Source organism: Bacillus sp. FSL K6-3459 (assembly GCF_038003305.1).
Lineage (GTDB): Bacteria > Bacillota > Bacilli > Bacillales > Bacillaceae > Bacillus > Bacillus pumilus_O.
Genome location: NZ_JBBOOW010000001.1, coordinates 1,651,411 through 1,665,343 on the forward strand (window position 1 = coordinate 1,651,411; position 13,933 = coordinate 1,665,343).

A 13,933-nucleotide genomic window follows, 5' to 3' on the forward strand; every position below is an offset into this window, starting at 1 on the left:
ATAGATAAAAATTACATATTAGAGCTTGCATTTTTTCACCATGATGATAAATTAAGATTAAGTTGAAAATACTTCATCAAAAATAAATATTTAAGTAGGTGAAATAATGATTGAAGCTTTTTTGAAAAGAGGAAAGCTTGTTTTTATTTTATTTTTTATAGTTCTTATCGCTGGTGGCTATTTATTTACGCAGCTTCCAAAGCGAGAACTGCCAGAATTTCAAGCAAATATCGTTACGATTTCCACTGTGTTTCCTGGTGCAGATGCAAAACAGGTGGAAAGTGATGTAACCAATAAGCTCGAATCAGCCATATCTGATATCAATGGTGTAGAGAAAACGAGCTCTGTTTCTGCCATTGGTTTTTCAAATATTGTGCTTGAAATTGATGATCAAGCCGACTTTCAAAAGGTGGCAAGTCAAATTAAGAACGAAACCACCAGTGCTGCGTCGTCCTTTCCTGATGGAGTGCTGGAGCCAGATGTAAAGGATGAGTTTGGCAACGTACCGGTTGGTTCTTATATGGTTGTGGCAAGTCAATCAGCAGACTTAGCAAAAAGTCAGGAATCGCTTCGTGCGTTGAAGGAAAAGGTGGAGGACATCAAAGGGGTAGACAGTGTCGTCATCAAAGGGTTCAATGACAAACAAGCAGTATTAAACATGGATTCAAGCAAACTAGAGGATGAAGGGTTAAATGTAACGGATGTCACAAATGCCATTAATCAGGAGTTTGACACATCCCCACTAGGTGACATTCGGACAGGCGGCGAGAAGGCCAAACTGTCCATCAATACCTACGACCGTTTGGATCAAGTGAAAAAGCTTGAGCTTTTCTCCAAAACGAACCGTGAACCGGTCACAATCAGTCAGCTTGGCAGTTTAAAAGAAGTAGAAAAAGAGAAAAGTGACATTGTGTCGTATAACGGAAAGCCTGCCTATTCATTTACAGTCAATATCAAACCAGGGCTTGATATCCCGAAAATGTATGACAAAGTCAGTGATGTTATTGAGAAAGAGAAAGAGCTTCCAAGTGATGTCGAGTGGGTAAACTACTATTCGCAAAAAAGTGAAGTGGATGCCATTTTTAATGATTTGATAAAAGAAGCCATTGTTGCGGTCATCGCTGTTATTGTGGTCACCACACTTGGTCTCAATATTGGCGGTGCGTTTATCGTTTCACTTGCCATCCCATTATCCATCACCATCGGAACGATTCCGTTGCCATTTTTACAAGTGGACCTCAATCAGATTTCGATTATCGGCTTTATCATTGCCCTAGGAATACTTGTCGATGATGCCATTGTCGTCAACGATAATATTTTAAGGCAGATGAGAAAATATGAAAGTCCGCTGAAAGGAACGATTGCAGGGGTCAAAGAAGTGGCAGGGTCTATTTTGACCTCAACACTTGCGGTTGTGTTTGCTTTCTTGCCACTTGTTTTCCTATCAGGTGCAAACGGTTCATTTATACGAGCATTACCGTCTGTCCTCGTAACGACTGTACTTGCGTCTATGGTCATTTCTCTGACACTAGTGCCGGTCTATCAATATACCGTGAACCGAAAAAGACAGAACAAGAAAATTCAAAAGGAGCCAGGATTCCTAGGCAAACCATTAAAAAAATTAGCTGATTTTTATGCAGACCGCGTGCTGACGAACATTGTGAAGCGTCCGCTGCTTATTGGCTTAAGTGGTTTGCTTGTTGCAACGCTAGCCTTTTTACTAATTTTCGTCACACCATTTGAATTTTTCCCTGCAGCGAATAAGAAAGAAGTGGTTGTCACTGTCACACTTCCGAGTGAAACAACATTAGACAAAACAAATGAAACATTAGAGAAAATAGAACAAGAAGTGAAAAAACAGAAAGGTATTGAAGAGACGGCGATCTTTGCAGGGGGTGGTGTACCGAACCTGTTCAATGAAAGTATCTCAAATGCAAGTGATCATACTGGTCAGGTTGTCGTGAGAGTAGACAATGATCAAATGACGAGTAAACAATTAATCGATCGTATGACAGAGCCATTGCGTAATAAATTTAAAGATGCTGATATCTTTATGAAAACCATTGTTCAAGGTCCACCAACTGGTGCGCCTGTAACAGTAACCATTGCGGGTGACTCTTTCGCAAAGCTCATTGATGCCAAAGAAACACTCACAAGTGAAATGAAAGAAAAAGGAGCGAGCTTGATCACTGACGATGTCAATCAGCCGGTAAAAACGATCTCCTTTGAACTAAACCGTGACCGAATGACAGAGGATGGCCTCAGCGCTCAGTTTGTTAGCAGACAGCTTGGTCTTGTGACAGAAGGCATGCCTTTAGGCAGCTTTAAACAAGGAACAAATGATATCGACTTAGTAGTCAAACAGGATGTAGGTACACATCAAAATGGATTAAAGCTAAACAAAATAAAAGTGCCTGTGAATTCAAATGAAGGCGGTATGCCTTCACTCGAGCCACTTAGCCGATATGTAAAAGAAAAAGAAACAGAGCAGTACGAAAGCATTCCTCATGAAAATGGAATTCCGACCATTACGTTGAAGGCGTACCCTGGCACGTCAGACTCGTTTAAAGACGACATGAAAGAAGTTGTCGATCAAGTAGGACAAACGGATGCAGCGAAGAACTTAGCCATTTCTCAAGGCGGAGAAAATGAAGATCAATCCCAGTTCTTTATTGAAATTAGTCTCTTATTTGGGGTTGTCTTGCTGCTCATTTATGTGACCATCGCTTTCCAGTTCAATTCATTGATGCTTCCACTATTAGTTCTAGGAACGGTTTACTTAGCGATATCTGGAGCTGTTATTGGACTATTTGTTACACAAACGCCGTTCAGCTTTATGGCAACAATGGGAATTGTCTCTTTAGCTGGTATCGTGGTTCGAAACGCCGTTGTCTTGTTCGAATTTATTGAGCAGCGGCGTAAGCAAGGATTCGATCAACAGACTGCTGTCATTGAAGCGGGAAGAGCAAGGATCAGGCCAATTTTACTTACAGCATTTACGGCACTTGTTGCCCTTATGCCTGTAGCATTAAGTAATGATCCGCTGTTTAAGCCGCTGGCCATCTGCATTGTATCGGGTGTCTTTTTCTCAACCATTTTGACACTATTAATCGTGCCAGCTTTATATATTGCTGTTTCAAAAAGACGGTGAAATTAAAAAGTAAATCTCTTTTTCTAAGGAGATTTGCTTTTTTTTTAGAAAAATATCCAAAAAAATATGTGGAGTGTTCATTTGTCCTCATGCAGTAGACATTGGTATTTACGACGAAAATAAGACGTGTTAAAATCTCATTGGGAGAAGTTTTTTAACAAAGGGGTTGTACGCCATGTGTGGAACGATGAAAGCAATTGTTAAAAAAGAAAGCGCTTACGGAGCGGTGCTAATGGAGATGCCGATTCCAGAAATCAATGATCATGAAGTATTAATTCAGGTAAAAGCCACATCGATATGCGGAACAGACGTGCATATTTATCATTGGGATGATTGGGCAAAGGGGAGAGTGAAAGCGCCCTACATTTTTGGACATGAATTTACAGGGGAAGTTGTCAAGACGGGGAAGCAAGTCTCGCGTGCAAAAGTAGGGGATTTTGTATCGGCAGAGACTCATGTTGTATGTAATCAGTGCTCTATGTGTTTAACTGGGCAACAGCACTTGTGCAATGAAACGAAAATTTTAGGGGTAGACATTGACGGATGTTTTGCTGAATATGTCAAAGTACCTGAACAAAATGTGTGGCACAATCCAGCTCAAATGCCAGTAGAGCTTGCGTCTATTCAAGAGCCGCTTGGAAATGCGGTTCATACAGTGCTTCACACACCTGTTTCCGGTAAGGCAGTGGCGATTTTTGGCTGCGGACCAATCGGTTTAATGGCGATCGCCGTCGCGAAAGCTTCAGGTGCTGTCCAAGTGTTTGCTGTCGATCAAAACGAATACAGGCTGGATCTTGCCAAGAAAATGGGGGCAGACCATATCGTGGATATTGGAAAAGGTGATCCTGTTGAGGTGATTAAGCAGTTCACGCGGATGGAAGGCGCAGATGTGATATGCGAGATGTCAGGACATCCAGTTGCCATTAATCAAGCACTCGAAGCTTGTGCAAATGGAGGGAAAGTGAATATCCTCAGTTTGCCCGAACGACCAGTGACAATTGACATTACGAATCAAATTGTTTTTAGGGGATTAACCGTGCAAGGGATCACGGGGAGAAAAATGTTTGAGACGTGGCGTCAAGTATCTGAGTTATTAAGAACGAATACCATTGATGTCCAGCCAGTTGTCACCCATACACTGCCATTTGAACAGTTCGAAAAGGGATTTGAACTCATGAGAAATGGTACGTGCGGAAAGGTCGTACTGATGATGCCATCAAATCAAAGGGGGAAGAAACGATGAAAGAATTCACGTATTTACAAGATGAACTGGAAACAATGAAGCAGCAAGGCACCCACCAAATATTGAAAGAGATTGACTCAAAACAATCATCCACTGTGACATTAAATGAACAATCTGTCATACAGCTCTCCTCAAATAACTACTTAGGCCTCACCTCGCATCCAAGGCTGGTGAAAGCGGCAAAAGAGGCCATTGATGAATTCGGTGCTGGTACAGGATCTGTACGAACGATCGCTGGTACAATGACGATGCACGAACGCCTTGAAAAAAAGCTTGCTACATTTAAAAAGACCGAGGCAGCCCTTGTGTTCCAATCAGGCTTTACGACAAATCAAGGGGTCTTATCAAGTATCTTGACGAAAGATGATATTGTGATTTCAGATGAACTGAATCATGCTTCAATCATAGACGGCATCCGATTAACAAAAGCAGATAAAAAAGTATATGGTCATGCCAATATGGAAGAGCTTGAGAAAATTTTAAAGAAATCTATGAATTACCGCGTGCGTCTCATCGTCACAGACGGTGTGTTCTCTATGGATGGAGATATTGCGCCACTTCCTGAGATTGTCAGGCTAGCAGAAGCATATGATGCATTTGTGATGGTAGACGATGCACATGCCTCGGGCGTGCTTGGTGAAAATGGCCGCGGGACAGTCAACCATTTTAAACTTGATGGCAGAGTGCATATTCAGGTTGGGACACTTAGTAAGGCTGTCGGAGTGCTCGGCGGCTATGTAGCGGGGTCAGCCGTTTTAATTGATTATTTAAAACATAAAGCAAGACCGTTTTTATTCAGCACCTCACATCCACCAGCTGTGACTAGAGCGTGTGAAGAAGCGATTGAAGTGCTGTTAGACGAACCAGAGCGAATTGAAATTCTTTGGGAGAATGCGGCCTATTTTAAAGAAAAAGTCATCGGCCTTGGATTTGAGGTGGCACCAACAGAAACGCCTATTATTCCAATGATGATTGGAGACGAGGCACTCACTTTCCGTTTTTCAAAAGCGTTAATTGAGCGCGGTGTTTTCGCTCAAGGCATCGCTTTCCCAACTGTAGCAAAAGGAAAAGCGAGAATTAGAGCCATCATCACAGCAGAGCACACAAAAGAAGAGCTTGACCGTGCACTGACGATCATCGAAGAAGAAGCAAAAAAACTAAACATACTTGATTGAGAGAGCAAAGGCTCTCTTTTTTTAATAAAGAGATTGGCTGTGACCTTCTTGATGAATAGCCATTTTTTATAGAAAGACTGCATATGAATTTATTTTCAATTCACGACAAAATAGTCTATACTGTAGGGTGGAGCTTGGTTTGAAAGGAGTACAAATACATGAATGAAGAGCAGAGAAAAGCGAGCGGACAAGTAAGTTCATCGGACAAAAAATCCGAGAAGGACTACAGCCAGTATTTTGAAGCTGTGTACATTCCGCCTTCCTTAAAAGATGCAAAAAAACGGGGTAAAGAAGAAGTCGAATACAATCAATTTCAAATTGACGAGCGTTTTCAAGGGTTAGGAAACGGGCGCAAGTTTTATATTCGCACATATGGCTGTCAAATGAATGAGCATGATACAGAAGTGATGGCTGGTATTTTTATGGCGCTTGGTTATGAACCGACAAACTCAACGGAAGATGCAAATGTCATCTTATTAAACACTTGTGCAATTCGTGAGAATGCGGAAAACAAAGTGTTCGGAGAGCTTGGTCATTTAAAAGCATTAAAGCGTGAAAAGCCAGATTTAATTTTAGGTGTCTGCGGATGTATGTCACAAGAGGAATCTGTCGTCAACCGTATCTTGAAGAAACATCCATTTGTTGATTTGATTTTCGGTACACATAACATTCACCGCCTGCCAGAGTTATTATCTGAATGCTATCTTTCAAAAGAAATGGTCATCGAGGTTTGGTCAAAAGAAGGCGATGTCATTGAAAACCTTCCGAGAGCCCGCCAAGGAAAAATTAAGGGCTGGGTGAATATTATGTACGGCTGTGATAAATTCTGTACATACTGTATCGTCCCTTACACGCGTGGTAAAGAAAGAAGCCGCCGCCCTGACGAAATTATTCAAGAGGTCAGACGTTTAGCGGCAGAAGGATATAAGGAAATTACCCTTCTTGGTCAGAACGTGAATGCGTATGGAAAAGATTTTGAAGACATGGAATATGGTCTTGGACACTTGATGGATGAGCTGCGTAAAATCGATATTCCGCGTATCCGTTTTACAACAAGTCACCCGCGTGACTTTGATGATCACTTAATTGAAGTACTGGCTAGGGGGGGGAACCTTCTCGATCATATTCATTTGCCAGTTCAATCCGGCAGTTCTTCTGTCTTGAAACTTATGGCGAGAAAATATGACCGTGAGCGTTACCTTGACCTTGTGCGCAAAATCAAAGAAGCCATGCCAAATGCTTCATTAACAACGGATATTATTGTTGGGTTCCCAAATGAGACAGATGAGCAGTTTGAGGAAACACTTTCCCTCTATCGCGAAGTTGAGTTTGATGCAGCTTATACATTCATTTACTCTCCAAGAGAAGGAACACCAGCAGCGAAAATGCAAGACAACGTGCCGATGCATGTGAAAAAAGAACGTCTACAGCGCCTGAATGCCCTCGTGAATGAAATTTCTGCGAAAAAAATGAAGGAATATGAAGGGCAGACTGTCGAAGTATTAGTAGAGGGTGAAAGTAAAAATAACCCTGAAATCCTAGCCGGATATACAAGTAAAAGCAAGCTTGTGAATTTTAAAGCACCAAAAGAAGCGATTGGCAACATCGTCAAAGTGAAAATCACACAAGCCAAAACTTGGTCTCTTGACGGAGAAATGGTTGGAGAAGCTATCGAGGTGAATTAAAATGACGCTTTATTCAAAAAAAGAAATTGTCGAGCGCGCAAGAGAGCTCGCTAAAATGATTTCTGAAACAGAAGAAGTTGATTTCTTCAAAAAAGCAGAAGCGCAAATCAATGAAAATACAAAAATTTCAACGATTATTAACCAAATTAAGGCGCTTCAAAAACAAGCTGTGAATTTAAAGCATTACGGCAAACATGAAGCCTTAAAGCAAGTGGAAGAAAAAATCGATGCCCTGCAAGAAGAACTGGATGAAATCCCAGTGATTCAAGAATTCAAAGAATCACAAGTGGAAGTCAATTCCCTATTGCAGCTCGTAGCGCATACGATTTCTAATCAAGTAACAGATGAAATCATTCTTTCAACCGGCGGTGACCTCTTATTAGGAGAAACCGGTTCAAAAGTGAAAAATTCATCACCAAGTTGCTCCATTAAATGAGAAAACCCCGCAGATGCGGGGTTTTTTGTTATATAGAATATATGTAATTTGTATTTTGCTACTGCATCAACATTTTGTTGTTGATGCAGTAGCCCTGTATTTCGTAAAAAATGTATTGAGTGATACGTTATTAACTAAAAATTAATTGATTTTACAGATTAAAAGATTTGAATTGAAGCTCAATGCTTAATCTAAAAATGTTTATTATAATATTAAATTGTTTCATAAGATCTCCTCCTTATATAAAGAAGGGCTACTATCTTTATTACATCAATTGACACCATTACAGTCAACCCCAATCTCTCACTCTCCAACTTTTCCAATTTTCAAGGCAAGTTTATGGGCGACCATGCATACACTGAAACAGAAATGAATTTAATTTGATCATGAAGTTCAAAATCGTGACACACTAGACGAATGCCCAGCATAAGATAAAACGATCAAGAACAAGGAGGCATGCCGGAATGTCTGAATACAGAGAGATTATTACAAAAGCGGTGGTTGCAAAAGGGAGGAAATTCACCCAAAGCACACACACCATTTCTCCATCGCAAAAACCAACCAGCATCCTAGGTGGTTGGATCATTAATCATAAGTATGATGCTGAAAAGGTCGGTAAAACTGTTGAGATTGAAGGAACCTTCGATATTAACGTATGGTATTCTTACGCCGATAACACCAAAACAGAAGTTGTCACTGAACGGGTGAAATATGTAGACATCATCAAACTGAGATATAAAGACAAAAATTTCCTTGATGATGAGCATGAAGTGATTGCAAAAGTGCTCCAGCAGCCGAATTGCTTAGAAGTGACCATTTCTCCAAACGGCAATAAAATTATCGTTCAAGCAGAGCGGGAATTCATCGCTGAAGTGGTAGGAGAAACAAAAATTGTTGTAGAGGTCAATTCAAGCTGGAAAGAAAAAGATGATCATGAGTGGGAAGAAGAGGTGGATGAGGAGTTAGAGGATATTCATCCAGAATTTCTAGCAGGTGATCCAGAAGAGTAATTCATGACTAGGGCGCATACCCCCCTAGTTTTTTTGTGTTCTATCTAGGAGAAAAAAGGAGAATTTTTATGCTATAATGAAAGATGGTATGAATTCGAATGTAATATAGTGAGGGATTAGAAATATGGCAAGTTATACGCCCATGATACAGCAATATTTAAACATCAAGGCAGAGTATCAAGATGCCTTTTTATTTTTCCGCTTAGGCGATTTTTATGAAATGTTTTTTGATGATGCAAAAGAAGCGTCACAAGAATTAGAAATTACGCTAACAAGTAGAGATGGCGGGACCATACCAATGTGTGGTGTCCCTTATCATTCTGCTTCTGCATACATAGAACAATTGATTTCAAAAGGCTACAAGGTCGCAATTTGTGAGCAGGTGGAAGATCCTAAAACGGCAAAAGGTGTAGTCAAAAGAGAAGTTGTGCAACTCATTACACCAGGTACGGTAATGGATGGGAAAGGCTTAAGTGAAAATGAAAACAACTTCATTGCCTCTGTGACAAAGTTTGAAAACGGATATGGACTTGCACTTTCCGATTTATCTACTGGTGAAAACATGGCGGCTTTCATCGATCGATTAGATGAAGTCGTGTCTGAAATTTATTCTGTCGGTGCAAAAGAAATTGTCGTGTCAAAGCAGCTGGATGAAGAAACAGTCAAGACCTTAAAGGATCGGTGCCAAGCGACTATTTCATACGAAGATAGTGATGAATTAATCGATGAAGCTGAGCGACTCGTGTCCCGCCTGAGCGAGCAACTAAGATCGACCTTTTTGACATTATATGCGTATTTAAGAAGAACGCAAAAAAGAAGTCTTGATCACCTTCAGCAAGTGCAAGTGTTTGAGCTCGAACAAACAATGAAAATTGATCTTTACTCAAAACGAAATCTTGAATTAACAGAGACGATCCGCTCAAAAAGCAAGAAGGGCTCTTTGTTATGGCTGTTAGATGAAACAAAAACAGCGATGGGCGGAAGGCTGCTCAAGCAATGGATCGACCGGCCGTTAATTCGTCTTTCGCACATTAAAGAACGCCAGGAAATGGTGCAAATTTTAATGGACCATCTCTTTGAACGAGAGGATCTGCGTGAACGGTTAAAGCAAGTATATGATCTCGAACGTTTAGCAGGACGCGTGGCTTTTGGCAATGTAAATGCCCGTGATCTCATTCAGTTAAAGGAATCCTTAAAGCAAGTGCCAGCCATCAAAGAGCTTGTGCACTCACTGCCAGAGGAAATGGCGAAATCAAGAGCAAATGATATTGATCCTTGTGATGATTTACTGGATTTATTAGAAGATGCGCTATATGAAAATCCGCCAATGACGCTAAAAGAAGGCAATTTGATTAAAGACGGCTACAATGCAAAATTAGATGAATACCGTGATGCCAGTCGAAATGGGAAGGACTGGATTGCACGTCTTGAACAGCAGGAAAGAGAATATACAGGCATTCGCTCTTTAAAAGTCGGGTTTAATAAAGTATTTGGTTATTATATTGAAGTGACACGAGCGAATACACATTTGCTAGAGGAAGGGCGTTACGAAAGAAAACAAACGCTCGCCAATGCAGAGCGGTATATTACACCTGAATTGAAAGAAAAAGAAGCGCTGATTCTTGAGGCAGAATCAAATATTAGCGAACTGGAATATGAGCTATTCGCAGCTCTCAGAGAACAAGTGAAAGTGTATATTCCGAGATTACAGTTGCTCGCAAAACAAATGAGTGAGCTGGACGCTCTCCAATGCTTTGCGACTGTCAGTGAAAAGCGCCGTTATATCCGTCCAGAATTCTCAGAGGATGAGGTAGATGTCATAGATGGTCGTCATCCAGTCGTTGAAAAAGTGATGGATCATCAGGAGTATGTGCCGAATGACTGCCATATGGGAAATGGCCGGCAAACCTTACTCATTACTGGACCGAATATGTCAGGGAAAAGTACGTATATGAGACAAATGGCGCTTATCTCTATTCTTGCGCAAATTGGATGCTTTGTGCCAGCATCTAAAGCAACTCTTCCAATCTTTGACCAAATCTTTACACGTATTGGTGCGGCAGATGATTTGATTTCTGGTCAAAGTACTTTTATGGTAGAGATGCTTGAAGCAAAAAATGCGATGGTGCACGCAACGAAAAACAGCTTGATCTTATTTGATGAAATTGGACGCGGGACAAGCACCTATGATGGCATGGCTCTTGCGCAGGCGATCATTGAATTTGTACACGATCATATTGGTGCCAAAACGCTATTTTCTACACATTACCATGAACTTACCGTTCTTGAGTCTCAATTAAGCGAGCTGAAAAATGTTCATGTACGAGCTGAAGAGCATGAAGGCACGGTCGTTTTCTTACATCAAATCAAAGAAGGTGCAGCTGATAAAAGCTATGGTATTCATGTAGCGCAGCTTGCTGAATTGCCTGATGCGATCATCGATAGGGCCCAGACCATTTTGACGGAGCTTGAGAGCGGATCACATGAAGTGACCCCGCACGTATCTGCAGCTCCAAAAGCAGAAAAGGCCGAGGAAAAACAGCAGCTTTCTTTCTTTGAAGTAGAAGAAAAACCGCAAACCAAACCAGTTCTAAAACAGAAAGATCAAGTGGTGATCGAGGAGTTAAAGTCATTCAATTTAATGGATATGACTCCGCTCGAAGCGATGACTAAGCTATATGAATTGCAAAAGAAATTATAATGTAAGGTGAGGTGAGCAACATGGCAAAGATTATTCAGTTATCCGATGACCTATCCAATAAAATTGCTGCAGGTGAAGTAGTCGAGCGTCCGGCTTCTGTTGTAAAAGAACTTATGGAAAATGCAATTGATGCAAGTAGTACAGTGGTTGAAATCGATGTAGAAGAAGCAGGTCTTTCCTCTATTAGAATGATTGATAATGGTGTTGGAATCGATGCCGAAGATTGTAAGCTCGCCTTTCAGCGCCATGCAACGAGTAAAATCAAAGATGAAAATGATCTGTTCCGTGTCAGAACGCTTGGGTTCAGGGGAGAGGCGTTGCCAAGTATCGCATCTGTCTCTCATCTAGAAATGAAAACTAGTACTGGTGAAGGAGCTGGAACGCACCTTGTGCTGCAAGGCGGAAAGATCATTTCAGAGAAAAAAACCTCTGGCCGCCGCGGTACCGAAATTGTCGTTACCAACTTATTTTACAATACGCCTGCCAGACTAAAATACATGAAAACTGTTCATACGGAACTTGGCAATATATCAGATGTCGTCAATCGAATTGCGCTGGCTCACCCAGAAGTATCGATTCGCTTGCGTCACCAAGGAAAAGTCCTGCTACAGACGAATGGAAACGGGGATGTGCGGCATGTGCTTGCGGCCATTTATGGGACAGCTGTTGCGAAAAAAATGGTGCCACTTCATGTGCAATCACTTGATTTTGAAGTGAAAGGATATATCTCCCTGCCAGAAGTGACAAGGGCATCACGGAATTATATGTCTTCTGTAGTAAATGGCAGATATGTTAAGCATTTTCCGCTCGTAAAAGCGGTCCATGAAGGGTATCACACGCTGCTGCCGATTGGTCGCCATCCGATTACATTTATCGAAATGAAGATGGACCCCATTTTAGTGGATGTGAACGTTCATCCTTCTAAGCTTGAAGTGAGACTAAGTAAAGAGCAGGAACTTCATGAGCTAATCAAACAAGGAATTAAGGAAGTATTTCAAAAACAGCAACTCATTCCAAGTGCTTCGGTGCCAAAGAAAGCACCAATGCCAGCGATCAAAAATGAGCAGCAATCCTTAACCTTTGATGCGAAAAAAGGAAACACAAACGAGATGGAAACACCGCTATCCTATGAGCCGGAGCCTCTAGGATCAGTTGTATACGAGACAAATCAGATGGGAACATACGGGACGCCCGTGCAGGAAATGAAAGGAGCATCGTCACCCGTATTTAATGAAGATGCTCCATCTGAACATGTTCATATAGAGGAATCTGCTGCTTCTCTTGAATGTGAAGAGTCAGTACTGAGAGAAGATCACGCAGCAATCATTTCAGATAACGAACGTGTTCCGGTCATGTATCCCATCGGACAAATGCATGGCACATATATTTTGGCTCAAAATGAACGAGGGCTTTATATTATTGATCAGCATGCGGCTCAGGAGCGAATCAAGTATGAGTATTATCGTGAGAAAGTAGGAGAGATCGAACAGGAAGTGCAAGAAATGCTCGTCCCATTAACATTTCACTATTCTAAAAACGATATGCTGATTATTGAAGAGCATAAAGAGATACTAACGAAAGTGGGTGTCTTCTTAGAGCCTTTTGGTTCAGGAAGCTACATTGTTCGGTCGCATCCACAGTGGTTTCCGAAAGGGGAAGAGGCTGAACTGATCGAAGAAATTATAGAGCAAGTGCTGGATGAGAAGCGTGTAGATATTAAAAAATTAAGAGAAGAAGCAGCGATTATGATGAGCTGCAAAGGCTCTATCAAAGCCAATCGTCATTTGCGAAATGATGAAATCAAAGCTCTATTAGATGAACTCAGACAGACAAAGGACCCCTTCACTTGTCCGCACGGCCGGCCGATCATCATTCATCACTCGACATATGAAATGGAGAAAATGTTTAAACGGGTGATGTGATCAAATAAAAAAGACAAAGGGCTAAAAAAGCCCTTTGTTACAGTCTGAAGCGCTCATATTTGAGTGCTTTTTTATTTAGCAACCACACGGATCTGGTGGTGTGACCACAACTGGTCGTGTTTGAATATCGAGGGTATCCTCTGCATAAAATTTAGAACCAATGCTAAGCGCACGGTTTTCTGCACGGAACGTATATGTACCTGCAGCAGGAAGTACTTTGTGTGAAAGTTGTAATTTAAATTGTGAAATTCCTAATAAATCGAGTCTAGCTGGAATGCGGACCGTTTTTCCACTGTTCAAAATGTAGCTGTCTTTTAGTGCTTTTCCATTGAAGATGTCTTTTGTTGTCGCTTGAAAACCTGCAGGTAATGTGAACTCAATGGCACCGAGACTTAATACAGAATTTGGGCGGTATGTCAGCTCAATGTCAGAAAAAGACCATTCCTGCTTACTTGTACCTGTAATTTTCGCATAAAGTTCAGCTGGTCTGGCATTTGTTGATGCCTTGCCCTCCTGTGTGGCTCCTTCAGCGGATGCGGCAATCGGTACCGATAGTGCCATGACCAGTGTGAGCATCCCCATCATGATCATTGTCCATGTTTTTTTCATT

At 41.3% G+C, this 13,933-nt stretch carries 9 protein-coding genes; 8 read left to right on the forward strand and 1 reads right to left on the reverse strand.

Features of this window, described 5'->3' with window-relative positions; genetic code table 11:
• The first annotated feature begins 106 nt into the window (after positions 1 to 106).
• From MHI35_RS08175 to mutL, 8 genes are all read left to right on the forward strand, one after another.
• The gene (locus tag MHI35_RS08175; RefSeq protein ID WP_335349633.1) at positions 107 to 3,151 is read left to right on the forward strand and encodes an efflux RND transporter permease subunit; all 3,045 of its coding nucleotides are present in this window, start codon (positions 107 to 109) and stop codon (positions 3,149 to 3,151) included.
• Between the two features lie 175 nt (positions 3,152 to 3,326).
• Positions 3,327 to 4,394 (forward strand): L-threonine 3-dehydrogenase, encoded by a 1,068-nt coding sequence (gene tdh, locus MHI35_RS08180; protein ID WP_144521499.1) that lies wholly within the window; start codon positions 3,327 to 3,329, stop codon positions 4,392 to 4,394.
• Positions 4,391 to 5,569 carry a glycine C-acetyltransferase gene (locus MHI35_RS08185; RefSeq protein ID WP_335349632.1) on the forward strand — a complete coding sequence of 393 codons (1,179 nt, stop codon included), beginning with the start codon at positions 4,391 to 4,393 and terminating at the stop codon, positions 5,567 to 5,569. Before tdh ends, MHI35_RS08185 begins: the two co-directional genes overlap by 4 nt.
• Before the next feature lie 158 nt (positions 5,570 to 5,727).
• Entirely contained in the window at positions 5,728 to 7,254 is a 1,527-nt protein-coding gene (gene miaB / locus MHI35_RS08190; RefSeq protein WP_335349631.1) for a tRNA (N6-isopentenyl adenosine(37)-C2)-methylthiotransferase MiaB, read from the forward strand.
• Between the two features lies 1 nt (position 7,255).
• On the forward strand, positions 7,256 to 7,690 hold the full coding sequence (locus tag MHI35_RS08195; protein WP_003211238.1) for a RicAFT regulatory complex protein RicA family protein: 435 nt from the start codon (positions 7,256 to 7,258) through the stop codon (positions 7,688 to 7,690).
• A gap of 464 nt (positions 7,691 to 8,154) precedes the next feature.
• On the forward strand, positions 8,155 to 8,700 hold the full coding sequence (cotE, locus tag MHI35_RS08200) for an outer spore coat protein CotE (RefSeq protein ID WP_003212450.1): 546 nt from the start codon (positions 8,155 to 8,157) through the stop codon (positions 8,698 to 8,700).
• A gap of 124 nt (positions 8,701 to 8,824) precedes the next feature.
• Positions 8,825 to 11,401, forward strand: coding sequence for a DNA mismatch repair protein MutS (gene mutS / locus MHI35_RS08205; protein ID WP_335349630.1), 2,577 nt, complete (start codon positions 8,825 to 8,827; stop codon positions 11,399 to 11,401).
• 20 nt (positions 11,402 to 11,421) lie between these two features.
• Positions 11,422 to 13,323 (forward strand): DNA mismatch repair endonuclease MutL, encoded by a 1,902-nt coding sequence (gene mutL / locus MHI35_RS08210; protein ID WP_335349629.1) that lies wholly within the window; start codon positions 11,422 to 11,424, stop codon positions 13,321 to 13,323.
• A 75-nt stretch (positions 13,324 to 13,398) separates the two neighbouring features.
• On the opposite strand, the gene bslA is transcribed toward mutL, so the two are convergent.
• Positions 13,399 to 13,932 carry a biofilm surface layer hydrophobin BslA gene (bslA, locus tag MHI35_RS08215; protein WP_003211006.1) on the reverse strand — a complete coding sequence of 178 codons (534 nt, stop codon included), beginning with the start codon at positions 13,930 to 13,932 and terminating at the stop codon, positions 13,399 to 13,401.
• Between the last annotated feature and the right edge of the window lies 1 nt (position 13,933).